Below are 24,547 nucleotides of genomic sequence, written 5' to 3' on the forward strand. Positions count from 1 at the left end.
CATCCTTTCTTTAGTTCAGATGTATATAGGATACACGGCTGACATGCGTAAGTTGCTGGATATCCTTCACAAGTTCTGAGGGTATACCGGAGTCGGCTTCGACGACCGTTAATGCTTCGGTCGTTCTTCCCTTGCGATCGGTCGTGATGTAGCCAATATTAACATCAGCATGACTGAACAAAGCCGTGATACCCGCCAGCACCCCTTGCCGGTCGGCATGAGCCACGATCAGAGTGGGCAATTCGCCTGAGCTCTTGACCTCAAAGCCATCAATGCTGCGAATCACAATGGTTCCTCCGCCGATGGAGGCACCAATCACCTCTGATTGCCGGCCTTCCTTGTTCGACAGTGTAATTTTGACCGTATTGGGGTGGGCCTCAGATAAGACCCCGGTGGAGAAGCGTATCTCAATTCCCTGAGCCTCTGCCGCCTGTAGCGATTCGCGGATTCCTTCATCGTCTGTACGATAATCAAGAATTCCTCCCACTACAGCCAGGTCTGTACCATGCCCTTTATAAGTCTCCGCAAAGGAGCCGTAGAAGCAAATATCTGCTGTATCCGGCTGGGCGCCGAATACCTGCCGCGCAAACCTTCCGATTCGCACCGCGCCCGCCGTATGCGAGCTGGATGGCCCGATCATCGCAGGTCCAATAATAGAGAACACATTTTTGAAGCGCATCGTTGATCTCTCCCGAATGTCAAGACTGCCTAAGGGCCGTCTCCAAATTAAAAAGGACAGGAAAAAAAGGCTGCTGCCCTTCTCCCTGTCCCCGTTACCTGAAAGTTTAACGCCCCTGACGAAACTCTTCGTTGCAGTGGCATGTACCTCTTGGGTGGCTTAACGCTCTCTCCAGAGTGGCGTCCGATCCTGGTCCTTGTACCTGAGAGATTCGGGTGACGGGTTGCATCGCCGTCTCCTTGCTCCTTCGGTGCTGCCACACATTCGGGCAGACTCTCCCAAGATCCTCATCCGCAATATCCTGTTATAACCAAATCTAAAGTGTAAAACAACAAATGTCAAGATAGCTAACACACATTTACGAAAATTTGCAAATACCTAGTAAAATATTCCTATTTATATGAGAAAAAATGTATATTTTTCATAAATTACTACTTGTAACCTTGATTTTACAGATATATACTAGCTCTAACACCTCGACTTCTACCTCATTTTACGAAAAAAGGTAATTTCAAGCTTATTTCATGTCAGAATTCCTTCACACCCAGACTATGGAAAATCGAATCACTACTCTAATATTTAAGGAGGTGATCGAAAAGAAGAAAACCATACTGTCTGCTTCACTGCCCCTCACGTCGTTAGCCCACACCCAAGTAAAGTCCAAACAAGTCCGCAACTTGATGGACCGTCAGAACATGTCCAAGCACAAAACCAAGTAAAGGAAGTGGAAAAGTTGTTTAAATTCAGAAAATTCCGCAAATCTTTCTCACTCGGTATGTCGGTCCTTCTTGTGCTTACCTTTCTTCCCTCGACCTATGCCGAAAGCACCGGCGCTGCGGGCCAAATCAATCTGAAGGCAAATGCTCCTGAAATTGCTGAAGCTAAAATCAATAACAAGCTGCAAACCCTGTTCAAGCAAGATGATTATGTGACTTATCTCGTAAAATTCAAGGAACAAACCGATACGACCACCGTCGCCAAGCAGGCGTTGCAGAAGGCACAGTTGGAAAAGGCCACGCCTTCGGCAGCCAAGCTGTCCGCCAGAAGCTCCGTTGTCAGCGCACTGCGGGCCACCGCTTCCCGTACCCAGCAGGGTATCGAGAGCTATCTGCAAAAAGCTGAGCAGGCTGGCGAGGTGAAGGAGTACAAAAGCTACTTTATCGTAAATGCTATCGCCGTGACAAGCACCAAGGAGGTGCTGGAGCAAATCGCCCTTTTCCCGGAAGTGGAGAAGATCTTACCCAATGAAGAACGCTACCTGCAGAAGGTAGAAATTGATAAATCTGCACCGGACGCTATCGCCTCCAAGGTGAAGGAAGCGGCCAATGCCACTCCGGCAGTGCAGAGCCCGGCCAGTATCGAATGGAATATCGATCAGGTTGGAGCCCCTCAGGTATGGGATATGGGCATCGACGGAACAGGCATTGTCGTAGCCAATCTGGATACCGGGGTCGAATACACCCATCCGGCGCTACAAAGCAAATGGCGTGGCTTCGACGCTTCCGGCAACATCGTCGATCCCGAGCTGAACTGGTACGATCCGCATAGTGGCGCGTCCTTGCCAGCGGATACGGATGGACACGGCACGCATACGATGGGGACCATGGTCGGAGCAGAAGCCGATGGCTCCAATCAGATCGGGGTTGCCCCCGGAGCAAAATGGATTGCCGTGCGTATCTTCAACCCAAGCACCACGGATGCCATCATTCTTGATGGTGGACAATGGCTGCTGGCTCCGGTCGATGCCGAAGGCAATCTGCATCCCGAGTTAGCTCCCGACGTAGTCAACAACTCCTGGGGCGGCGGTCCAGGCGTCGACGAATGGTATCGTCCTATTGTCCAGGCATGGCGGGATGCGCAAATCTTCCCCGAATTCTCGGCGGGCAATGTTAACCTCAACAATCCCGGGGGACCTGGCTCGGTAGCCAACCCCGCCAACTATCCTGAAGCTTTCGCTACAGGGGCTACGGACATTAATAGCAACTTGGCCAGCTTCTCCTTGCTGGGGCCTTCCCCTTACGGAGAAGTAAAGCCGGAGGTAGCTGCTCCCGGTGTTAACATCCGTTCCTCGATTCCTGGTGGGGGTTACGAAGGCGGCTGGAACGGCACTTCCATGGCGGGACCGCATACCACCGCCATTGCTGCCTTATTGCTGCAAGCCAACCATTCCCTGACCGTAGATCAGTTGGAAGACATCATCACCAGTACGGCAGTGCCACGTACGGACAGCCAATACACGCAAATTCCGAACAACGGCTACGGACACGGCATCGTTAATGCTCTCGATGCGGTTGGCTCCGTGCTGCAAGGCGTCGGAACCGTATCAGGCCGCGTAGTTGTCGGTGGCGATGATCTGGAGGAGCCTGTGCTGGAGCATACTCCGCCGACACTGGTCTACGAAGGCTTCGATGTACCGTTGTCAGCACGGGTCAGCGATAACGTTGCCGTGACATCGGTGGAATTCTACGCCAGAGAGGCAGGGACCAGCCATTATTTATATATTCCGGCCGTTCGGGTCTCGGGCAACGAGAAGGATGGACAATATGAAGCCACCGTGCCATCCTTTCTGCTGGGCAGCAGGGGTCTGGAATATTACATCCGCGTGAACGACTACGGGAACAATGGCTTTGACAGTGAAGCTTACACCGTCACCGTATCTGCGGGTATCACTCCAGGGTATGTCCAGGACTTTGAAGCGGATGTGCTGGGCTTCACTAGTGGTGGCACCGGAAACACCTGGGCTTGGGGTCCGCCAGTCAGCGGTCCGGGAAGCGCCTACTCCGGTGAGAAGGTATATGCCACTAACCTGAGCGGCACCTACACAGCCGGGGCCAACTCCTATCTGCTGGCGCCGCCGATCGATTTGACCGATAGCCCGGAAGGTGCGCTGCTATCCTTCAAGCACTGGTATGATCTGGAGCAGGGCCGCGACTTCGGCACCCTGTATATCGCTTCCTTCCAATCGGACTATGCCTTCGTTCCGGTAGCTGAATACACGGGAACCAGCGGCGGCTGGAAGACGCAATTCGTCGACCTTCGCGAATATGCAGGCGAACAAGTCTATCTTCAATTCGGCTTCACCAGCGATACTTCTGTCCAGAGGGCCGGCTGGTATCTGGATGATCTAACGGTGCAAGCACCGGATGAGATTGCTCCCGAGACTCCTTCCGAGCTAATCGGTTCCGTGAACTTCAGCGGCAGCGCGGAGTTGTCCTGGTCTCCTTCCGAAGATGAAGATGTGAAGCTGTATACGGTATACCGCTCCGTAACGTCCGGCTCCGGATATGAGGTGGTCGGATCGACGGAGAGCACTACGTATACCGATACGACTACCGAGACGGACGCGACTTATTATTATGTGGTCACCGCCACGGACTACAGTGGCAATGAAAGTGAGCAATCAGACGAGGTCGAGTTAACGATTGAGCGGCCCGCAATTATCTTCAGCGATCCGTTTGATGGCAGTGATGATAATGGCTGGACGCACGCGGGAACCCGTGATGAATGGGAGCGCGGGGTTCCTGTCGCGCCGGGTCCAACCAGCGCCGTGTCCCCTCCTAACGTATGGGCCACTGACCTCGACAGTACCTATGAGAACAGTGCCGATTACTCGCTAATCTCTCCAGCTATCGATCTTGGTGCTGAAGAGCATGTGACCTTGTTGTTCGACCATTGGTTTGAAATTGAAAGCAATTACGATTTTGGCTATGTCGAGATCACTAGCGATGATGGGCAGTCCTGGAATGAGTTGGGCCGCTTCTCCCACAGCACAACGGGTAAAGCCTGGACCCCCGCTTATTACAGCCTGGACGATTATGCCGGTGATACCGTCAAGCTCCGCTTCCGTTTGAAAACAGACGGCAGTGTAGTCAAGGCAGGTTGGTACATTGATAACTTCCAGGTGCTGAGCGCTATTGCACCAGCAAGCCACATCACCCAGGATATTCTTGCCGAGCCGTTTGAGGCCGGGAAGAAAGAGAAGGTAGAGAAAGGCAGTCCAGCCTACAAGCTGACACGGACTGACAAGAGTGAATATGAGCAAGCCGTGAAGCGAGCTGAGCAAGTGGGCGAGCCTGGTCTGAGCAGCCTTCCAGCCAGTGCAACGGTAACCGTGCTGGAGACGGGACGTTCAGTCAAGACCGATTCCGCTACCGGACGGTACAGCCTCAATCATGTGGCTGGTGACTTCACGCTGAAGGCAGAGGCTTATGGTTATTATCCACAGACGCAGGCAGTAACGATTGCCGATCAGGTCAATGCAAGGGCCAACTTTAATCTGGAGGTTATACCGAAGGGACAAATCACCGGGACGATCACCGATGAACGCAGTGGTGAGCCGATCTCTGGTGCTACCATATTAGTCCTTGAGGATGCTGCAATTCCGCCGCAAACCACAGGACAAGATGGCAGCTTCTCACTGGAAGTGCTGGAAGGCAACTATACGTTGTCGGTGACCGCCGCTGACTATTACGGCGACACCCTGTCATTAACCGTACCTCCTCATGAGACGGTCGATGGCTCGTTAACCCTGAAGCCATTTATCGGGTTCCCGGGCGAGATCGCCTATGACGACGGTACGGCGGAAAATGCCTGGGCCTTTAATGCAGCAGGCAATGCCTGGGCCGTACGCATGACTCCGGAATATGAGACAGCCCAAGTGACAGGCGCATCCATTCGCTTCTGGAATACGGAATGGCCTATCCCGGGCGGAACAGCCTTCCAATATGCTGTATTTGATGCTTCGGGTCCGCAAGGCTCCCCGGGACGACAGTTAGCCGGACCGTTCGATGCCACAGCATTGCGGAACGATCAATGGACTGTGCTGGAACTGCCGGAGCCAGTAACGGTAGAGGGCGACTTCTACATCGTCTATATCCAGACCTTGGCTGGAACAAGCGCGCCGGGACTGGCCGCTGATGAGACTGGAGCTAATGCACTTCGCAGTTGGCAACGAGTCAGTGGTACTTGGAGCCTGGCCGAAGAAGACAGCGGTAACTACATGATCCGGGCCATCGTTCGCTATCCGGTGAATGCTCCCGTGATTACCTCACCAGAAGCCGATTCTTTCACCAATGAAGCTTCGGTTACCGTAACCGGAACTTCCCCGGCAGCCGGGGCAGACGTCAAACTTTACAACGGTACGGAATTGGCTGGAGAGTCAGTCGTTGAAAATGGAGAATTCAGCATCCCGATTCAATTACATGACGGCACTAACGAATTATCTGCCGAAATTGTGGTGAACGGAAAAGCAACAGACCGCTCACTACCAATTACCGTCATCTTGGATACCACCGCACCGGAACTGGATGTCATTTCTCCAACCGATGGCTATCGGACCAACTCGGAGGTACTGAATGTAACGGGCTCTGCCTTGGATGAATTCCTCCGTAGCCTGACAGTCAACGGCCAAGAGGTTCCTCTTGAAGCCAGCGGCTCCTTCGCCTACCGGCTGCTGATTGATGCAGGTGAGAACATCATTACGATTACAGCTACAGACGAAGCAGGCAACACGACGACGGTGACCCGCTCGGTTTATGTAGATGTGGCTCTGCCGGAGATTACGAACTTATCCCCTGTAGAAGATGTGCACCTGACCGCCGGAGAAGCGCTGGCCGTTTCCTTCGACAGCGTACCGGGGCTGGATGCCTCCTTCCGCATCGAACTGCCCCTTTCACTCAGCGGCAGCGGACGGGGTATCCCGCTTACCGAGACTACGCCAGGACACTATGAAGGAACTTATACCACACCCGGTTCACTGGTGCTTGAAGGAGGGCTGATTGTCATTAGCGTGCGTGATGCCGCTGGCAATCAGGGAGACTTCCAAACCCCGGGACATCTCTTCGTCAGCGCTCCTGACGGAGGTCCGGGAGAAGGCCCCGGTGAACCGCCAGGGCCTGGGGACAACGTAACGCCATCCGCCATTATCGCCGCAGCAGACCGTGCGGCCAGGAACACAGTGGTTGAGTTTGATGGCAGCAGTTCCTCAGACCCTGATGGCCGAATCGTTCGCTATAGCTGGACCTTCAGCGATGGCCAGCAGAAGCTTGGACCTAAGGTGACTCATCGTTTTACTACCGCAGGAGCTTATACCGTGACCCTGACCGTCACGGATGACGCTGGTGCGGAGAGCAGTACCACGCATAGAATTGTAATTCGCTAATTTGCAAGAGAACTGAGTCACAACAGTAAACAGCAAGCGCTTAGGGGCTGGCCCATCAATACGGGCGGGCTCCCCCGGCGCTTGCTGTTTTCCAATTCAATCACATGAATAGTTAGTTCTGTCTCAACCGGATTGTCTTGTCGGGAAATGACGGATAACCTCTTCAAAAGCCGGCTCCGTCATGCTGACATCATCAATATCGCCCCAGCGCCCTAGCTCTCTTATAATGTCAATAACGCCGATGCTCCGGCGGTCCGCTTCAATAATAACCGTGTCTTCTTCGATTCCCACAATGCGAAACGGCAGGCCTGAAGACCTGCTCTCGGAGAACTGAAAATCCCCCCGGAATTTAACGCGTAATATCGTTGGCAAGCCAATCATATTGCGCAGTGAATCAATGGTTCCGTCATAGCTTAACTGCCCTTGTTGAATGACCATGACCCGGCTGCATAATTGCTCAATATCATCCATGTCATGCGTGGTAAGCAGAATTGTCTTGCCCATTTCCCGATTCAATCTCCGCAGGAATTGGCGGATATTACGCTTCGCATGGACATCCAGCCCAATCGTCGGCTCGTCGAGGAACAGCAGATCCGGGTCATGTAGCATTGCCGCGGCGATATCCGCGCGCATTCGTTGCCCCAACGATAGCTTACGTACCGGGGTCATCCAGAACTCATGCAAATCAAGCAATTCTGCAAATTGATTGAGGCGCTGCTGCTTCTCCTTGGGACTGACGCCATACATCTCTGCCAGGATATCAAAGGAATCCTTGACCGGCAGATCCCACCAGAGCTGGCTACGCTGTCCGAACACAACCCCCAGTTGGCGTACCGCTCGCTGTCTGTCCTGGTGCGGATTCACTCCACCAACCATCACCTCTCCCGAAGTGGGATGCAGAATGCCCGTGAGCATCTTGATGGTGGTTGATTTTCCCGCTCCATTCGGACCGATATAGCCAACAAATTCCCCATGGCCTACCTCGAAGCTAATATCACGTACCGCTTCCTTCATCGCGTATTCTCTGGCAAGCAAGGTACGAAGGCCAGCAAACTTTCCTTCACGCACGACCGGAGTTTTGAATTGCTTCATTAGATGTTCCGCTTTAATCATTATGGTTGCCAATCCCCCTCAGCTTCCCGTACTTTGATATTTAGTTAGTCCGAACTGCCAGAACTTCAGGCTGGCTGCCAGACAAATCAAGGCTATACCCGCTATTGCAGCCAGCATCCAGAGCCCCCATTCCCCTCGCAGCAGCACCATAGAAGGCACATAATTCACGAAGCCCACCGGAATAATGACAAGGAACAGCGACGACATCCACTTTGGATATAGCGTCAGGGGATATCTGGCTGCATTCTGGGCCGCATCTTCCGTCAAAGTCTGTAATTCGCTGATACGCGTCGTCCAGAATCCCAAGGTGGCCGTAGCCAGCCCAATGGAAAACAGGATAATAGCCCCCGTCAAAATGACGAACGGCGTTGCAGCCAGAGTTATCCAACTGATCTGTCCACTACGCAACATCGCCCCAAGTGACCAGCAGAGCACAACTCCCCCTTGCAGCAACTCCCCCGGCATCAAGCGGAACCGCTGAGGCAATAAGGCCAGTAGTACGGGCATGGGACGGGTCAGCAAGGGATCCAGTTCACCATCTATGAGGTACTTCTCCAGATGATGAACCTCCTCGCCAAAAGAGCGATATATCATTTTTGACAAGGTCATCACCGCAAATAAATAGCCAACCTCATGGAGCGACCACCCCTGAATGGCTCCAAATTTGTTCAATACAATAGCAATCATCAAAAACTCGCAGATTTGAATCAGGGCGGCCAACAACGTCCCTAATATAAAATTGAACTTATACTGCATGCGACTCCGGACGCTGGTGCGGATCAACAGCATATAGAGCCTGAACCAGGATACACGGGGGAATCTCTGATTACGATTGCCTTCAATTATCTTCATCCTCCTTGCACCTCCACCTTCCGGCGAAGCATCCGGGTTGCCAGCAAGCAAGCCACGGTCATCAGACCACACCAGAACAAAGTAATCCAGAGAGCCGAAATCTGACCATTACCGAGATAAATCGTGGTGGGTACATACATCAGGGAAGGATAAGGTGACAGCCAGGCAAGACGCTCCAGCCAGGCCGGGAGCCATTCCAACGGGATAAAAAAACCGCCAACTAGAGTAATCATCGCCTGATTGCTCCAGCTAAGCCAAGAGGATTCCGTGGTCCATAGAGAGCTTACCCCTATTAAATAGTTCATACAGATGGATAGATAGGCCGCTCCCAGTAAAGCAAGCATCGTAAACAGCACATCCGTTATTCGATGAGGGAGGGAGAGTGAGAAGACAAAATAATAGAGAAGATAGATCGGAAGGGATTTGTATACGAGTCGATAAGCGATTTGTCCCCATTCCTTGGCTGCCATGTGCGTGAACAGATGAATGGGACGCATCAGGTCGAGGGCAATTTGCCCAGTCCTGACCGACTGCGGAATGCCCAGACCATTTGAGACAAAGCCCGTAATCCAGAGGGCGGCTTGGGTGAAGGCGATATAGCTGACCATCCCCTGTACCCCATACTCGCCTAGAGCATGGTCTTGTCCCAGACCGATCCAGATGCATGCATACATGAATCCGAATAACGCACTTGCCACATTATGCAGCAAATGTGCACCCCGATACTGTAGATTGCGCGCATAGGTCTTGGATGCCAACGTGAAAAAAAGCGTGGAATTAAACAATAAAAAAACACCTCCGATAAGCATGTTGAACGGCTAATCCGTCCACTTCAGACAAGGCGATTTTGCAGAAGGACATTATCATACCTTAAGTTCTCACAACTGGCAAGCAGAAAAAAGGCTCCTATACTCAGAAGCCTGAATACCGATCCAGCTTCTGAGTATAGGAGCAAGCCAAGAGAATTTCTTATTCCAAATTCGCGTGACGGGCGAACATGTCCTCGTCCGTCTGCCCCGTCTCCCGCTTGAGATCAATAATGATGCTATCGTAAATTAACCAGCTTAGCTGCTCAAAGGAAGAACCCTTCGTCTGAATTGATGCCGCTTTTCCGCCTTCCTTCTCTACCTTGGAGGTAACCCCGGGGATACGAATGCAAGCCGAGGCCAACGAGCCGATGGTGTTGCCGGGAAAGATGGTCAAGGTGGCTAGCGTAGCTCCTTGTTCCAGCGCCTTCTGCGCCATAGCCTTCAGGCTGGCTGTCTCTCCCGAACCTGAGCCGATAACTAGTAAATCACCCTTTCCAATGGATGGCGTGGTAGGCTCGCCCACAAAGTACGAGCTATACCCCAAATGCATAAGCCGGTTAGCAAAGCCCCGCGCGGCAAAGCCGGATCGTCCCGCTCCGGCCACAAATACTCGCCGGGCCCCAATAATCAGCTTCTTGACGGCCTCCACCTGCTCACCATCCACCAACATTGCATCTTCTGAAAGCTCAGTTAATATGGCCAACAAATTATTGCAAGGTTTCATACCCTTTCCCCCCTTAGGCTTTCCGCGCCATTGCTTCCTTGATCAAACGCGCTTCCTTCACCGGGTCCTCCGCATGGGTCAAGCCCGTCCCGACAATAATGATATCCGGCGCAAGTGCCACATACTTGTCGATAGTGCTGCTGTTAATTCCACCAGCCACGGCAATTTTAGCCGATTTGGCATATTCCTTCATCACCTTCAAATCATCGATCGGCTGTCGGCCAGCCGCTTGCTGGTCAGCCCCGGTATGGACGGCCAGTACATGAACGCCCAATTCCTCCAATTCACGAATCTTCTCCGGTAAATTGTCCACACAGATCATATCGACAACTAACTGCTTGTTGAATTCATCGGCTGCCTTAAGACAAGCCTTAATTGTCAGCGCATCCGTCACACCCAGCGCCGTAACATATTCCGCCCCGGCGTCAAAAGCCAGCTTGGACTCGAAGAACCCGCCATCCATAATTTTCTCGTCGGATAAAATCTCTTTGTCCGGAAAACGCTCCTTGAACGTCCTGACCGCATTCATTCCCTCAGCAATGACAAAAGGAGTGCCAATCTCAATAATGTCAACGTAACTTTCCAGCTTCTCGGCAAATGCCAGCGCATCCTCCAGGTTCAATTCATCCAATGCCAGTTGCAGCTTCATCTTCCGTTCTCCTCCCCGTGGTTTGATCAGTTAATAAGTAACGGCAGGGCATTCCCCCGGATGGTTCAACAGTTCCTTCAACTCCTGGTCCAAGCGTACAACCGTTAGTGATACGCCATTCATATCCAGGGAGGTCACGTAGTTGCCCACAAAGGTGCGATGGATACGGTGGCCCTGTCCCTTCAGGATGCCTGCTACCTTACCGTAGAGCACGTACAGCTCCATTGGCGGGGTTGCTCCCAGCCCAGACAACATAACAGCAACCTCCTGTGGTCCATCGAAGGCAAAGTCACGCAGAATCGCCTCCGTCATTTCCGCCGCAATCTGATCAGCGGTTCCCAGTTGCTCCACGCGGATTCCCGGCTCCCCATGATGCCCGATGCCGAATTCCATCTGTCCCTCTTCTATGGTAAAGTTCGGGGAGCCTACCGCCGGGATGGTACATGAGCTGAGTCCCACGCAAATGCTCCGGGTATTATCCACGGCCTTCTGTGCGGAAGCGATGACCTCATCCAGTGAGCCACCCATGGCCGCGCGTGCTCCGCCCGCCTTCCACATGAACAAGCCGCCCGCAATGCCGTGCCGCTTCTCGCGAGTCTCTGGAGGTGACGAGGCAATATCATCCGTTGCGGTCACGTATTTGACCGTAATTCCTTCATCCTCCGCGAGCTCAGCCGCCATCTTGACATTCATATTGTCGCCGGCATAATTACCGAACAGGCAGGCTACACCTTGACCGGAATCGGCTTCCAATATAGCATCCAGAAATGACTGTGCCGGCGGTGAGGCGAACACCTCGCCAACCGCGGCTGCATCCACCAGCCCCTGCCCGACATAACCAAGAAATGCCGGCTCATGACCGCTTCCACCCCCGGTGACAATTCCTACCTTCCCTGCCACTGGCGCATCCACACGCTGAATGACACGCTCATTGCGGGAGGACAGCTTCACCGTATCTCCATGTGCCTCCACATACCCTCTTAACATGTCATCTACAATCAAGTCAGGATTGTTGACAAATCGTTGCAAGAGCTTCCCCTCCTTAATCCGTGTTAGCCAGTAAGAGCGCCTGATCGGATAGCGCCTTCAAGATGATGTAGCATGAGGTTGCGCCCGCGTCCTGATGGCCAACTGCCCGCTCCCCCAGGCGGCTCCCCCGGCCCAAGCGCGCAGCCATCCCCTTCGTCGCCTCCAGGCCAGCTTCAGCAGCTTCGACCATCCGGGTTAAACAAGCTTCTAGATTTCCTCCCTCAAATGCAGTCTCTTCATAGGCCTTCACCGCCGGATCAAGCACGTCAATCAATGTCTTGTCTCCCGGCGTGGCCTCCGTTAACAGGGCAAGCCTGTCGTAACCTTTACGTACCATTTCTCCGATTACCGCTGCATCAATCACTTCCTTCTCCTTGGAAGCCTCCGCCAGTCCCCGGAAGAAGCTGCCGTAGAGTGGCCCCATGGAGCCTCCGATCTTACCGATTAATACTTTGGCAATCGTTAGGAAGCCTTCGCTCATGTCCGCTTCCCGCTGAGCCAGTGCTTCTCCCGCCAGAGAGAAGCCCCGGCTCATATTGACGCCATGATCTCCATCTCCTACCGCAGCATCTACCTGGCTAAGCAGCTCCCGTTGGGCACAAACCGCCTCAATGATGGCCATTACAACAGCAATACCTTGCTTATTTGTAAACCTCATGTGGATTTAGCTCCTCCCTTCCCTCTGTTGGCTTCTGATTAGGGAAAGCTCCTCATAATAAGCGGTGATTTCACCATACAGCCGAGTTCCTCTCTGAATTCCGGTGAAGTGCTCCACCGCCGGTCCGATACCGAACCGGGCAACATAACTTTGCAGTTCCTCCGCCTGTTGATCCTCCGGGTTATGGAAGAGAAAGGCAGCAGCAATGCCCTGCAACAACCTTCCATTCTCCAGTCCGGCATGCTCACAGCCCAGGCAAGGACCTACCAATCGATCTTCTGCACTCAGCTTGCGAATTGGCGAGCGACAGACCCGGTTGATCGTGTCGATTACTCCCGGTGTCTTGAAGCGGTTCACCGCGAACTCGATATACTCCGCCAATTCCTCAATCGGAAAACCATATTTAAGCTCCAGTAACCGCGCCGACTCCATCATGGCCTCCAGCACTTGATCCAGTAGAATCTCATCATGAAATACGTCCTGAATAATGTCATAGCCATGAACTTGGCCGATATAGCCGGCCCAGGCATGGCCGCAATTAATAATGTACAGCTTGCGTTCCAAATATTTCTGTAAATTGTCCGTGTACACGGCCCCTTGAATCGGCTGGCTTCCCGGCATAGCCAACTTGCTCTGCTCAATCACCAATTCATGGTCGCGTCCGATATGAATCACGGCCTTGTCGTCCCGCCGATCCTCCAGTACCAGTCGATCGACGGCTGTATTTGGGAAAGCAGCCAGTTTGTCCAGTTCCTTACGGAATGACTCCTCTGCTACCTCCAGAATGCTATTTTGCAGTAGCTCCGAGTTGAACATGGCATTCTCGCAGGCCAGAATATTAACCTGGCTGCGCCCGAGCCTCTGTCTGGCCTGAAGCCCCTCCAGCAGAATCGGAGCAATGCGTGGCAAGTTATCCGCCCAAACAGAAGTCGTAATTAAATCCGCTTCTATCAGGGCCTCCACCGTGGCCGCCTTATCCGCAACCGGGGAGACCGCCCGTACCCTGTCGATGGTTCTCTTCGCATATCCTTCTTCGATTACGTATAAAAAATAGGCTTGATCCCGATTAAGCTGAGCAATCAGGCCGGGATCGATATCGACGAACGTAATCTCATATCCCGATTGATGCAGCAAATCACCAATAAATCCTCTGCCGATGCTTCCGGCTCCGAAATGAACGGCTTTCACATGCAAGCACCTCTTTTGCTGACTCTCGATTCATGGTTCCTGTTTTCTTCTACAAAATACCAGTTACCGCGCCTATTACGCTGACCGCAATAATGACTAGCATGATCACGGTGAAATTTTGATTTTTCTTATTCAGCCACCAGTACAGGCCAAGCACGGCCATCAGCGGCAACAGGCCAGGTATAATCCCGTCCAGAATATTCTGTAAGACAAAAGGCTCGTTGCCGCCCCCGAAGTTGAATTGCAGCGGGGTGCTGAGCTTCACGTAGGTTGAGGAGAGTGCCCCCATCATGAATAGACCAAGTGTGCTCGCCCCCAGGATGAGCTCCTTAATTCGCCCGGAATGCAGCAGATCCCGAATCGACGCCTTACCTGCGCGATACCCGTATACGGATAACCGAAGGCCGATTAGAATCTGAATCAGCGGCAATAGCAGCAATACAAATGGACCGATGATACTTCCTGATGCCGACAAGGTTGCTGCCAATGCAAATATAATCGGCTTAAGCGTAGCCCAGTCAATAGAATCGCCAATCCCTGCCATGGGTCCCATCAGCCCGGTCTTCATACCGGTAATTGATTTGTCCGTGATAGGCTCGCCCTTGGCCTTCTGTTCCTCCATGGCAATAACGATGCCGTTGACCGGGGAGCCGAACACAGCCTCGGTATTATAGAAGATAAGATGGCGCTTCAACGCTTCCTTCAAATCCTCCGGATCAGGATATAGCTTCTTTAAGATAGGAATCATAGCCGTCGTAAATCCCAAGGCCTGTAGACGTTCATAGGAGATACCCATTTCAGCAACGATATAGTAAGTCAACCAGTTCCGGCGAATATCCTTTTCGGTAATGAGCCGCCCATGGTCTGCGGCAGTATCCGGCGTTTGTTGTATTTCCGTCATCGACCTCACCCCTCCACGTTCTTTCGATTGTTGTAGTAGTTAATCAAGAGAACCGCGCACAAGCCAAAGATCGCTGCCCCGATAATGGGAATTCCACTGAACTGAACCAGAAAATATCCGAGGATAAACCAAGGGAACAGTTCTTTCCTGCCGATGACGAACATCGTCAAGGCGAACCCGAGTGCTGGCAGTAAGCCCCCCGCAACGCTAAAGCCGTGGATGAGCCATTCCGGCACACTGTTCATGAAGTTATTGACCGCGTCGGCACCGTAGAGAATCGCGAAGAAAGGAATGGGAAAGCGGAAGAAAAAACTTAGTGCGGTTGGATAAACAACCGAAGCAAGCACAATTTTTCGAGTATTGCCTTCTTCGGCATAACGGTCGGCCATATGAACGAACATGACGTTCACCGTCTTGCGTAATTGGTCAACGAACACCCCCATAACCCCAACCGGTACCGCGATAGCAATAGCCAGCGCTGGAGTCAGGCCAGAGCCGATGGCAATCGGGATAGCGATCAGGCCAGCCAGACAATCATCAGCCGGTAGATTCGAACCGGCGGCAACCAGACCGATATACAGAATCTGCACCGCAGCCCCGATAATCATCGCTTGCTTGACATCGCCCATCATCAGTCCGATGGGAAGTGCGGCGAACAAAGGCTGGCGAATGGCATGGGTAATGGCATAACCGATATCCGTCTTACAAATCCAGTACCATAAACCGGCAAAAATGCTTACTGCCAACATTTCCATGGCTTATACCCCCAATTTTTTTAAAGCTTTGTCCAGCGGAAGGCGGGCTTCCTCCGGGGTGACCTGGAACGAAACCTCTGCGCCTTGCTCTTTCAGGTACAGCAAATCCTCTGCATCATCCCGATCAATGGAGATTCCCTTGACCACCGAGGTTTTGTTCCCGGCCGCGCCAAGTCCCCCAATCTGCACTGCCGCAAATTTAACACCTTGTTCAGCTACCCTGCGCACATCCTCAATGTTCTTGAACAACACCAGAACGCTGCCTTGGTCATAGCTCCGTGCCTGTGCCGATTCAACAAAGGAAGCAATCGATTGTACCTCGACCTGGATACCGGGAGGGGCGGCCATTACATAGATATCTGCCATGAATTCGTCTTCTGACAGCTCATCGTTAACGACAACAATGGTTTTCGCCGTGACCGTATTGCTCCACTTGGTTACAACCTGACCATGGATTAATCTGAAATCGACCCGCACCAACTTGATTCCCTCTAGCACAGCGATCCCTTCCTTTCCTTGATGATTTTTGAAATATCACGGATACCTTCCGTCCCGAACGCAATGATTTTCTCTTCGATCTCTTCCCATTCTCCCAGAGACCTGCGGTTCTCCGCCTCAATCAGCATCGGCAGGTTCAGACCGCATACTACTGAATATCCTTCCTTCTTGGCGAAATAAGCACCGATGTTGGAGGGGGTTCCTCCGTACAGGTCCGTCAGAAAAATAGAATTCCGGGGAGCTTCAGCCATATGTCGTTCAATCGTTTCAATTAACGCTTTGGATTCCATTCCGGCTAATAGGGAGAAGCAGTATACATTCTGCATTTCTCCGATAATGAGTTCGGCACTCTTCTTGAGCTCCTCGCCGAAGGTGCCATGCGTAATGAGAATAATCCATGGTGTTGTGCTCATATTTCAGCCTCCTGTCCGTTCATACTCCTGAAGTTCAAGCCTTGCTCCATCTATAATTAAAGCGCTTTCTAAAATTGCTGTGCGTTGCGCACCTTTCCCATTACCCACGAGACTTGCCGCCCGTAATGTTCACCGTAGTCCCGGATATATACGTAGCGCGGTCTGACAGCAAATACGTAACCAAATCAGCAATCTCTTCAATTCTGCCCGGCCGGCCTAGCGGAATCACCTTCATGTAATCGACAGCTACATGATTGGACTCTACCCCGCGGGTATAGGCCAGTGCCTTGACATGGTCCGGGTTACCCATCGGGGTCGGCTCGTTAATTCCTGGTGCAATCCCCACGACCCGAATGTTAAAGCGGCCAAGTTCCTTCGCCCAAGATAATGTAAAGGAATTTAGCGCTCCCTTCGTGGCCGAGTAGATGCTTTGGCCCGTCGAGCCCTCCATACCAGCTTCAGAACTCACGTTGACCACGACTCCGAATTGTTGCTTAATCATGACTCTGGCAACCTCCTGCGTACAGAAAAAAGCACCCTTCACGTTCACGCTGAAGATAAAATCAAAATCCTGCTCATTAAACTCATGGTCCTTGTCTCCGTGATAATAATCCACGAGCAGTTTGGGGCGATTGACCCCGGCGTTATTCACCAAACCGTCAATACGGCCGTATTTGTTCACCACGTGACGAATCATCTCTTCGACCTGTTGTTTATCCGTAATATTGCAGGGTATAAAATCTATATTGCCTTCGCTGCTGCCTGAAAGATCGGCAACCACGACCTGGGCACCACTTTCGCTCAGGCTCTGCACAATATGTGCGCCAATTCCTGAGCTGCCTCCAGTCACGATGATGACCTTCTTGCCCAAGTTCAACCAATCGCTATTCATCCTCTGTCCCGCCCCTCTGCTGATTTATTAGAGACATCATGACGTCGTTATGTCTTAACGTTATAATGACATTGCTCCCCACCTTTTGTCAAGCGCTTTCATTGAAAAAAGAGATAAAAAATACCCGTTGCCCTCATTTCTCTGATTTGACGCAGAAAAGTGATGCAACAGGTTTTCTTTGAATCATGTTATGCCTAATCAAGCCTTTACAGATTGCTCTTATTCCTTATGGCGAAGCAGCACCTTGAAACGATTCAGGTCTCCCCGATCCCTGGATACGGAGTATTCCACCGGCTGATCCTTATCATCATAAGTGATGGTGTCGACCAACTGGATGGCAAAATTCGGGGGAACCTTCAGGGCCAACGCATCCTCCGCACTGGCATTCACTGCCCGGAAGGTCTTGCTGGCATAAATAATTTTCAGGTTATAATGCTCTCTCAAAACAGCAAACAGAGATACCTCCGAGAAATTAAACCGTTCCAGATCAGGAGCCAGATCAGTCGGCACATACGTCGTCACCAGCACGGAAGGCTCATTTTCAATAAAGCGCAGCCTTTCCAGTTGATGATAAGCCGTCGGCCCCTCCCCAAATATGCCCTTAAGCACATCATTGGTCTTAATCTGACGCATACTCAGCAATTGCGTCCTGGCCGTCAGGCCTTGGCGACTGGCCTCTTCATTAAAGCTGCGAAGCTCGGCCAAATCCCATTGGTTCAGCCGCGGTTTGGTGACGAAGGTTCCGACTCCCCTGCGCTTCTCCAGATAACCCTCGCTAACCAGTAGATCGATAGCTTGTCTGACCGTTGTCCGGCTCACCCCATACATCGACATCAATTGAGTCTCCGAGGGCAAGCTCTCGCCAACCTTGTGTTCCTCATTCATAATTTTGTGGATCATGTCCTCTTTAAGTTGAAAATATAAAGGAATCGGACTGTTTTTTTCCAGTTCATAAGACGTAAAATTCCCCATTATATCCTCCTAATTGATTAAGATGTCACGTTGTCCGTATGTCTATTATAACGCAGCAAATCCGGATTGTAAAAATTTGTGTGCTGCAAAATGAAAGAGGATACCCCATGCGCCGTCATTCAGACGCACGGGGTATCCTCTTCTTATCATGCAGAGCCAGGGACATAGCCACTGGCCTGAGCTATGGCCTAAACCTGAGGCACTTCCTGCCGAACCAGTTCCAGAAGCGCGCGGCACCCCTGCTGTACCATCTCATAGACCTCTTCAAAGTTCCCGGTGTAGTAAGGGTCCGGGACCTCCTTAAGCTTGGATTCCGGAACCAGATCAAGCAGCTTGACGATTTTCGCATCAGCTTTCCTGGCCAAGGCACGCAAATCCAGCTCATTCTGATTATCCATAGCTACAATATAATGAAAACGCGAGAAGTCATCCACTGCTACTTGTCGGGCGGCAAGGCCCTCGTAGGAGATGGCATATTGATCAAGAATACGGCGGGTCCCTTCATGGGGCGGCTTCCCGGTATGCCAATTCCCGGTTCCCGCCGAATCGATCAAGACCTGTTCGCTTAAGCCCGCTTCATTCACCAAGTGCCGAAAGACGGCTTCCGCCATGGGTGAACGGCAAATGTTCCCCAGGCATACAAATAACACTCCGATTTGTTGATTGTCGTTATCCATGGTTCTCCCTCTTCCTATAGTACTATCTGCTAACGTCTATTAGCAGATAGTACTATAGGATGCGCCGAAGGACAACCCTAACGAGTACAGCTTCGGTAGGCGGTTGGCGAGATACCCGCATGGCTTTTGAATTGGCGAGAGAAATGCGCCAGTTGCATGCCAAGGCTCTCAGCGATAACTGCGATACTATCGTCTGTATAGGTTAGCAGCCGCTTACCCTCCTCCATACGCTTGCGCTGCACATAATGCATCGGTGTGATGCCCATAATTTTTTTGAAATAGGGAATGAAGTAATTGGGATGCAGATGTACGATATCAGCTAGTGTTTCTATCTCAATCGGTTCACCGATATGCTCCTGAACGTACCTTAATACGTCCCCCAGCTTGTTGCGCTCCGTAAACTGCATGTAATCCTTCAGATAATCGCTATAGCCCCCCTCCTCCAGACAGCAGGCTAGCAAATTTAGCAAGCAGGCTTGCATCTTTAATCCCGCAAATGGGCCGCCTTCTTGGAACAAGTGGATTAAGTCATCAAAGATCACGCGCACGTATTCGGGGTCCTTGGCATGGCTAATGTACAGCTTGCTACCCGCATGGAACAGCGGCCATTCTCCCACCTGAGCATCAAAGTGACAAAAATAACGGGTATACGGGTTCTCCGGTGACGTAAAGGTTGTTTGGCTGGTTCCCGCCGGCATAATCATCAACTGGTTAGGCTGCGGGTAGTAGGTCACCCCATTGATAATGACTGAACCCTCGCCTTGGGGAATGAAATACAGCCGGTTAAAACGAGGGGCCTGCTCCATCCGGTTCCACCCGAGAAAACCGCTTTTTAACTGGGCATGCGTGACGGTTACGGTCAAGCTCTCGGGCAAGCGCCCGGTGAGATGGTCGATCTCGTTCATCCTCTTCCCCCTCTATTTTTAAGTGCGTGTTCAAAAAGTCGAGTTTATAGGACCAAGAAGGTTGGATGAAGCCAGGGGCTGAGTAGCGGAGCGTACGTAGTGGGTACGTGAGCAACGGAAGTCCCGGGTGAATTCAAGATTCGATGTCGAGTTCACTCCTTGAACAACTTCGTTCTGGGAAGGTGACTTTTTGAACAACCTCTTTAAGTAAGCATTTTCATTTTTAGAAATCCTGGTCCTATTGTAACATTCCCATTTATCGAATTCACCTTAATTTTGTGCAAAACCTTCTTAATCCTTGCCATTCTCTTTCCCTCCAATTCAAGCTAAGCTAAGAGCGTCAAGTTACATAAGAAGGGCAGGGAGTAACATGAACAAAGTACGGTTTGGCATCATCGGTATCGGGAATATGGGCACTTCGCATGCGCGGGACCTGGTCCAGGACATCAAGGGCGCGGAATTGACGGCGGTCTGCGACCATAACCCGGAGCGTCTGAAATGGGCAAAGGAGCATCTGCCGGATACGGTTCAGCTATTTGACGACACGGAAAGTCTATTGGCCTCGCAAGTGATCGACGCTGTGATGATCGCAACCCCTCACTATGATCATCCAACACTTGCCGTGCAAGCTTTTGAGAGCGGTTACCATGTGCTCATTGAGAAGCCGGCGGGCGTCTACACCAAGGCCGTTCGGGAAATGAATGAAGCCGCTGTGAAGGCAGGCAAGCAGTTCGGCATCATGTATAACCAGCGAACCAATCCGCTTTATGCCAAGCTACGCGACCTGGTACTGTCCGGTGAACTCGGAACGATTCGCAGAACGAACTGGATTATCACGGACTGGTATCGCTCACAAAGCTACTACAATTCAGGTGGATGGCGTGCCACCTGGGCTGGAGAAGGCGGCGGCGTGCTGCTCAATCAGGACCCCCACCAGCTTGACCTCTGGCAATGGACCATCGGGATGATGCCAACACGCGTACGTGCTTTCTGCCATTTTGGAAAATATCGCAACATTGAGGTTGAAGATGATGTAACCGCTTATGTGGAATATGAGAATGGAGCCACCGGGCTATTTGTGACCACGACCGGCGAAGCTCCGGGTACGAACCGCTTCGAGCTGACAGGCGATAATGGAAAAATTGTCGTGGAAGACGGCAAGCTGACCTTCTGGCGGCTACGCGTACCGGAATCACAGTTCAATGCTGAATATACCGGGGGCTTCGGTCAGCCGGAATGCTGGAAATGTGATATTCCGGTTAGCGGAGGCTCCGGCACACAGCATAAAGGCATCTTGCAAAACTTCACCAATGCCTTGCTGCATGGGGAACCGCTGCTAGCACCCGGGGAAGAAGGCATTCACGGCCTCACGCTCTCCAATGCCATGCATTTATCCGCTTGGACCGAAGATTGGGTCGACCTCCCGCTGAACGAGGATTTGTTCTACGAGAAGCTGCAAGAGAAGATCAAGACCTCCGTATTCCACAAGGAGAACGACGCAGGAAGTGTGCTGGACGTGAAGGGAACGCATTAAAGAAGCTGAGCACGATAAAAAGGAGCGATGCACGTTGAAGCTATCTGTATTTACCGTATCAACACCGGATCTAACGCCGGAAGAGCTGGTGCTAGCAGCACGTGAAGCTGGATTGCATGGTGTGGAATGGCGGTTCAAAGAGGTTCCCGCCGAGGTAGCTGGAGAAGCTCCGTCGTTCTGGCGTAATAATCTCTGTTCTATTGACCCCGCGTTATCCGATGAGCAGATTCTACGGTTCAAGCATATAACCGAAGCTGCGGGTCTGGAAGTAACCAGTCTTGCTCCCTATTTGAACTCACTGGATCTGGAGCAGACGGAGCAGGCGTTCCATGCCGCTCGTCTGCTTGGAGCCAAGATGATGCGCGTCGGTGCAGCCGGGTATGCTGCTACTACTCCCTATCTCGAGTTGTACGAGGACACGGTTCGCTATTTGAAAGAGGCGGAGCTTCTGGCCAAGCAATACGGTGTCAAGGGAGTTGTGGAAACGCATCATCAGACCATTGCTCCCAGCGCCAGCCTGGTCCACCGGCTTGTAAGCCACTGTGATTCCGACCATATTGGTGTCCTGTACGATCCCGGCAATATGGTCTATGAAGGTTATGAGCATTTCAGAATGGGCTTGGAGTTGCTTGGACCTTATCTAGCCCATGTGCATATCAAGAATGCGGCCTGGACGCGCACGGGCACAAGTGAAGACGGGACGGCTGAATGGCACTGCGACTGGGCCCCGCTGCGTGACGGCGTTATCGATTTTCGCAAGCTGATGGCGGACCTGAAGTCCGTCCGCTACGACGGATACTTAGGCATTGAGGATTTTAGCGGACAATACACATCGAAGGAAATGCTTCATCAATTTGCCGAATTTGTTCAAGAAAGGTTGTAGATGCAATCATGTCAACTCCCTCATCAAATAAATCGTTTCAAACGAGCGACGGAATGAACTATGCCCCAAAGGGGCGGCCCAATGAGGTCGTCAAGCCCGGCGAGTTCATCTTTGCTGCCGTCGCCCTGGACCATGGACATATCTATGGCATGACCGGCGGGCTAATTGAAGCCGGAGCTACTCTGAAATGGGTCTACGACCCCGATCCGGCCAAAATGGTGGCCTTTGCGGGCAAATACCCGAACGTACTACAAGCGGACAGCCTGGAACAAGTGCTAGCCGATCCGGAGGTGCGACTGGTTGCCGCAGCAGCCGTGCCCTCTGAACGTGGTCCGCTGGGCCTTAAGATCATGGATGCCGGGAAGGACTATTTTACCGATAAAACGCCATTTACCAGTCTCAATCAGCTTGAAGCCGCCCGCCAAAAGGTACAGCAAACTGGCCGCAAATACGCCGTTTACTTCAGTGAACGCCTGCACGTTGAATCGGCGGTATACGCGGGACAACTTGTCCAGCAGGGAGCGATTGGCCGAGTGCTGCAAGTGACTGGCTTTGGTCCTCACCGGTTAAGTGCTCCCTCCCGGCCGGATTGGTTCTTTGAGAGGGACAAATATGGCGGAATCCTTTGTGATATCGGCAGCCACCAGATCGAGCAATTCCTGTTCTATGCTGGCTGCAAAGACGCCGAGGTTGTGCATAGCAAGGTAGCTAATTACGGGAACCCTGAATATCCGGAGCTGGAAGACTACGGCGATGCAACGCTAATAGGGGATAACGGGGCCACCCAATATTTCCGCGTCGATTGGTTCACACCGGACGGTCTGGGTACGTGGGGAGATGGCCGGACGTTTATTTTAGGTACGGAAGGTTATATCGAATTGCGTAAATATACGGATATTGCCCGGGATGCCGCCGGAGATCAGGTATATTTGGTCAACAAGGACGGGGAGCAGCATTTCTCCGTTCGCGGACAAATCGGCTATCCGTATTTCGGCGAACTGATTCTGGATTGCCTGCACCGTACAGAGAACGCCATGACACAGGAGCATGTATTCAAGGCGGCGGAGCTTTGTCTGAAAGCCCAGCAGCAGGCCATCCAGGTGACTGCGCCCGGCAAATAATATCACAGTGAGTCAGTCCCCGGGGAGCCTTGATCGAGCTGGTACAACAGGGAACAGGAAAGGAAGCGCCATGGAAGAACAAATCGGGATTGCCATTGTCGGCTGTGGAGGTATTGCTCCGGTACATGCCGATGCTATTCAGGAAGTGCAGAAGCTGCAACACATTCAATTGAGGGCTGTCATTGATAGCGACTTGACCAAAGCCAGACAGATGGCTACGGCGTATGACTGTGAGGCTGGCGACGATTACCAAGCCTTGCTGGAGCGCGAGGACATCCAGGCGGTGCACCTATGCACCCCCCATCATCTGCATGCCGACATGGCTGCCCGGTTCCTTCAGGCCGGCAAGCATGTATTGACTGAGAAGCCGATGGCACACAGCCTGAAAGCGGCGGAGGACCTGCTGGCAACAGCGCAGCGATCCCCTGCACAGCTAGGTGTGGCCTTCCAGAATCGCTACAACCTACCGTCTGGTCAAATTCGCGAGATCATCGACAACGGCACGCTTGGCCGATTAGTCTGCTTGAAGGGAATCGTGACCTGGCATCGGGATGAATCTTATTACACAGATAGTCCATGGCGGGGGAGATGGGCCACCGAAGGTGGAGGGGTACTGATTAACCAGGCCATCCATACGCTGGACCTGCTTCGTTGGTTCGGTGGCGAGGTGGCTTCCGTCCAAGGCAGTGCGACGGCGGATGTTCTTGGAGAAACGATCGAGGTGGAGGATACGGCCCATGCGAGTATCCAGTTTGCCAGCGGAGTACGCGGGTTGTTCTACGCAACGAATGGGTACCTGACCAATTCCCCAGTAGAGCTAGAGTTGGTCTTTGAGAATGGCACCCTTTATCAGCGCCGGGATTGCTTGTTCTTGTATCGGGACGGTCAGGAAATTCAGCTTGCCGAGCCTCCCACGGGTCCAGAGGAACCCACTCCGGTTAGAGGTAAGTCCTACTGGGGCTCCAGCCATCGCAAGCTGATTGCCGACTTCTATCAGCATATCCGTAGTGGAAGCCCCTTTCCCTTAAATGGTACGGAAGGCTTCAAGACACTGCAATTAATTGAACAAATATACCGCTCCTCGCGTACACGGGTATCCCGGTAGCAAGGAGCGGTCTCCTCTTACTCTAGTTCC

At 52.2% G+C, this 24,547-nt stretch carries 22 protein-coding genes and 1 riboswitch; of the genes, 5 read left to right on the top strand and 17 right to left on the bottom strand.

Annotation, left to right across the window (positions count from 1 at the left end):
* Positions 1–10: 10 nt before the first annotated feature.
* Positions 11–679 (bottom strand): L-serine ammonia-lyase, iron-sulfur-dependent subunit beta, encoded by a 669-nt coding sequence (sdaAB, locus tag AC1VOR_RS15630; protein ID WP_482619035.1) that lies wholly within the window; start codon positions 677–679, stop codon positions 11–13.
* A 180-nt stretch (positions 680–859) separates the two neighbouring features.
* Positions 860–970: riboswitch (glycine riboswitch) on the bottom strand.
* Between the two features lie 442 nt (positions 971–1,412).
* Between sdaAB and AC1VOR_RS15635 the strand changes: the two genes are divergently transcribed.
* Positions 1,413–6,839, top strand: a complete 5,427-nt coding sequence (locus AC1VOR_RS15635) for a S8 family serine peptidase (RefSeq protein ID WP_482619037.1) — start codon at positions 1,413–1,415, stop codon at positions 6,837–6,839.
* A 123-nt stretch (positions 6,840–6,962) separates the two neighbouring features.
* Here AC1VOR_RS15635 and AC1VOR_RS15640 read toward each other — a convergent pair whose 3' ends face one another.
* From AC1VOR_RS15640 to AC1VOR_RS15715, 16 genes are all read right to left on the bottom strand, one after another.
* Positions 6,963–7,952 carry an ABC transporter ATP-binding protein gene (locus tag AC1VOR_RS15640; RefSeq protein ID WP_482619039.1) on the bottom strand — a complete coding sequence of 330 codons (990 nt, stop codon included), beginning with the start codon at positions 7,950–7,952 and terminating at the stop codon, positions 6,963–6,965.
* An 18-nt stretch (positions 7,953–7,970) separates the two neighbouring features.
* On the bottom strand, positions 7,971–8,804 hold the full coding sequence (locus AC1VOR_RS15645) for an ABC transporter permease (protein WP_482619041.1): 834 nt from the start codon (positions 8,802–8,804) through the stop codon (positions 7,971–7,973).
* Positions 8,801–9,589, bottom strand: coding sequence for an ABC transporter permease (locus AC1VOR_RS15650; protein ID WP_482619042.1), 789 nt, complete (start codon positions 9,587–9,589; stop codon positions 8,801–8,803). Before AC1VOR_RS15650 ends, AC1VOR_RS15645 begins: the two co-directional genes overlap by 4 nt.
* Positions 9,590–9,773: 184 nt before the next feature.
* A complete protein-coding gene (hxlB, locus tag AC1VOR_RS15655) occupies positions 9,774–10,337 on the bottom strand; it encodes a 6-phospho-3-hexuloisomerase (RefSeq protein ID WP_482619043.1) in 564 nt (187 codons plus the stop codon).
* A 13-nt stretch (positions 10,338–10,350) separates the two neighbouring features.
* Positions 10,351–10,986, bottom strand: coding sequence for a 3-hexulose-6-phosphate synthase (hxlA, locus tag AC1VOR_RS15660; protein ID WP_482619045.1), 636 nt, complete (start codon positions 10,984–10,986; stop codon positions 10,351–10,353).
* A gap of 30 nt (positions 10,987–11,016) precedes the next feature.
* A complete protein-coding gene (locus AC1VOR_RS15665; protein ID WP_482619047.1) occupies positions 11,017–12,015 on the bottom strand; it encodes a dihydroxyacetone kinase subunit DhaK in 999 nt (332 codons plus the stop codon).
* A gap of 13 nt (positions 12,016–12,028) precedes the next feature.
* Positions 12,029–12,673 carry a dihydroxyacetone kinase subunit DhaL gene (gene dhaL / locus AC1VOR_RS15670; protein WP_482619049.1) on the bottom strand — a complete coding sequence of 215 codons (645 nt, stop codon included), beginning with the start codon at positions 12,671–12,673 and terminating at the stop codon, positions 12,029–12,031.
* A 6-nt stretch (positions 12,674–12,679) separates the two neighbouring features.
* A complete protein-coding gene (locus AC1VOR_RS15675; protein ID WP_482619051.1) occupies positions 12,680–13,861 on the bottom strand; it encodes a mannitol dehydrogenase family protein in 1,182 nt (393 codons plus the stop codon).
* Between the two features lie 49 nt (positions 13,862–13,910).
* Positions 13,911–14,762 carry a PTS system mannose/fructose/sorbose family transporter subunit IID gene (locus tag AC1VOR_RS15680; RefSeq protein WP_482619053.1) on the bottom strand — a complete coding sequence of 284 codons (852 nt, stop codon included), beginning with the start codon at positions 14,760–14,762 and terminating at the stop codon, positions 13,911–13,913.
* 5 nt (positions 14,763–14,767) lie between these two features.
* Entirely contained in the window at positions 14,768–15,517 is a 750-nt protein-coding gene (locus AC1VOR_RS15685; protein WP_482619054.1) for a PTS mannose/fructose/sorbose/N-acetylgalactosamine transporter subunit IIC, read from the bottom strand.
* Positions 15,518–15,520: 3 nt separating this feature from the next.
* Complete coding sequence (locus AC1VOR_RS15690; protein WP_482619055.1) at positions 15,521–16,015, bottom strand: PTS sugar transporter subunit IIB; 495 nt, start codon at positions 16,013–16,015, stop codon at positions 15,521–15,523.
* Positions 16,009–16,428, bottom strand: a complete 420-nt coding sequence (locus tag AC1VOR_RS15695) for a PTS sugar transporter subunit IIA (protein WP_482619057.1) — start codon at positions 16,426–16,428, stop codon at positions 16,009–16,011. Before AC1VOR_RS15695 ends, AC1VOR_RS15690 begins: the two co-directional genes overlap by 7 nt.
* Positions 16,429–16,528: 100 nt before the next feature.
* The gene (locus AC1VOR_RS15700; protein WP_482619059.1) at positions 16,529–17,320 is read right to left on the bottom strand and encodes an SDR family oxidoreductase; all 792 of its coding nucleotides are present in this window, start codon (positions 17,318–17,320) and stop codon (positions 16,529–16,531) included.
* A gap of 219 nt (positions 17,321–17,539) precedes the next feature.
* Complete coding sequence (locus tag AC1VOR_RS15705; RefSeq protein WP_482619060.1) at positions 17,540–18,292, bottom strand: GntR family transcriptional regulator; 753 nt, start codon at positions 18,290–18,292, stop codon at positions 17,540–17,542.
* Positions 18,293–18,480: 188 nt separating this feature from the next.
* Positions 18,481–18,969, bottom strand: coding sequence for a low molecular weight protein-tyrosine-phosphatase (locus AC1VOR_RS15710; protein WP_482619062.1), 489 nt, complete (start codon positions 18,967–18,969; stop codon positions 18,481–18,483).
* A gap of 77 nt (positions 18,970–19,046) precedes the next feature.
* Positions 19,047–19,874: a helix-turn-helix domain-containing protein gene (locus tag AC1VOR_RS15715; RefSeq protein ID WP_482619064.1), complete on the bottom strand. Its 828-nt coding sequence runs from the start codon at positions 19,872–19,874 to the stop codon at positions 19,047–19,049.
* 370 nt (positions 19,875–20,244) lie between these two features.
* Here AC1VOR_RS15715 and AC1VOR_RS15720 point away from each other — a divergent pair, with 370 nt between their 5' ends.
* The 4 genes from AC1VOR_RS15720 (at position 20,245) to AC1VOR_RS15735 (ending at position 24,517) form a co-directional block, all read left to right on the top strand.
* Entirely contained in the window at positions 20,245–21,408 is a 1,164-nt protein-coding gene (locus tag AC1VOR_RS15720) for a Gfo/Idh/MocA family protein (protein WP_482619066.1), read from the top strand.
* Between the two features lie 34 nt (positions 21,409–21,442).
* Entirely contained in the window at positions 21,443–22,291 is an 849-nt protein-coding gene (locus AC1VOR_RS15725) for a sugar phosphate isomerase/epimerase family protein (protein ID WP_482619068.1), read from the top strand.
* An 8-nt stretch (positions 22,292–22,299) separates the two neighbouring features.
* Positions 22,300–23,412, top strand: a complete 1,113-nt coding sequence (locus tag AC1VOR_RS15730) for a Gfo/Idh/MocA family protein (RefSeq protein ID WP_482619070.1) — start codon at positions 22,300–22,302, stop codon at positions 23,410–23,412.
* Positions 23,413–23,482: 70 nt separating this feature from the next.
* Entirely contained in the window at positions 23,483–24,517 is a 1,035-nt protein-coding gene (locus AC1VOR_RS15735; protein ID WP_482619072.1) for a Gfo/Idh/MocA family protein, read from the top strand.
* The last annotated feature ends 30 nt before the right edge of the window (positions 24,518–24,547 follow it).

Source organism: Paenibacillus sp. 1SOY10, assembly GCF_056836745.1.

Excerpts from the sequence above, each read along its gene's own strand:
- sdaAB (WP_482619035.1), bottom strand. The coding sequence starts at position 679 with ATGCGCTTCAAAAATGTGTTCTCTATTATTGGACCTGCGATGATCGGG.
- AC1VOR_RS15640 (WP_482619039.1), bottom strand. The coding sequence starts at position 7,952 with ATGATTAAAGCGGAACATCTAATGAAGCAATTCAAAACTCCGGTCGTG.
- AC1VOR_RS15645 (WP_482619041.1), bottom strand. The coding sequence starts at position 8,804 with ATGAAGATAATTGAAGGCAATCGTAATCAGAGATTCCCCCGTGTATCC.
- hxlB (WP_482619043.1), bottom strand. The coding sequence starts at position 10,337 with ATGAAACCTTGCAATAATTTGTTGGCCATATTAACTGAGCTTTCAGAA.
- hxlA (WP_482619045.1), bottom strand. The coding sequence starts at position 10,986 with ATGAAGCTGCAACTGGCATTGGATGAATTGAACCTGGAGGATGCGCTG.
- dhaL (WP_482619049.1), bottom strand. The coding sequence starts at position 12,673 with ATGAGGTTTACAAATAAGCAAGGTATTGCTGTTGTAATGGCCATCATT.
- AC1VOR_RS15680 (WP_482619053.1), bottom strand. The coding sequence starts at position 14,762 with ATGACGGAAATACAACAAACGCCGGATACTGCCGCAGACCATGGGCGG.
- AC1VOR_RS15685 (WP_482619054.1), bottom strand. The coding sequence starts at position 15,517 with ATGGAAATGTTGGCAGTAAGCATTTTTGCCGGTTTATGGTACTGGATT.
- AC1VOR_RS15695 (WP_482619057.1), bottom strand. The coding sequence starts at position 16,428 with ATGAGCACAACACCATGGATTATTCTCATTACGCATGGCACCTTCGGC.
- AC1VOR_RS15700 (WP_482619059.1), bottom strand. The coding sequence starts at position 17,320 with ATGAATAGCGATTGGTTGAACTTGGGCAAGAAGGTCATCATCGTGACT.
- AC1VOR_RS15705 (WP_482619060.1), bottom strand. The coding sequence starts at position 18,292 with ATGGGGAATTTTACGTCTTATGAACTGGAAAAAAACAGTCCGATTCCT.
- AC1VOR_RS15710 (WP_482619062.1), bottom strand. The coding sequence starts at position 18,969 with ATGGATAACGACAATCAACAAATCGGAGTGTTATTTGTATGCCTGGGG.
- AC1VOR_RS15715 (WP_482619064.1), bottom strand. The coding sequence starts at position 19,874 with ATGAACGAGATCGACCATCTCACCGGGCGCTTGCCCGAGAGCTTGACC.
- AC1VOR_RS15720 (WP_482619066.1), top strand. The coding sequence starts at position 20,245 with ATGAACAAAGTACGGTTTGGCATCATCGGTATCGGGAATATGGGCACT.
- AC1VOR_RS15730 (WP_482619070.1), top strand. The coding sequence starts at position 22,300 with ATGTCAACTCCCTCATCAAATAAATCGTTTCAAACGAGCGACGGAATG.
- AC1VOR_RS15735 (WP_482619072.1), top strand. The coding sequence starts at position 23,483 with ATGGAAGAACAAATCGGGATTGCCATTGTCGGCTGTGGAGGTATTGCT.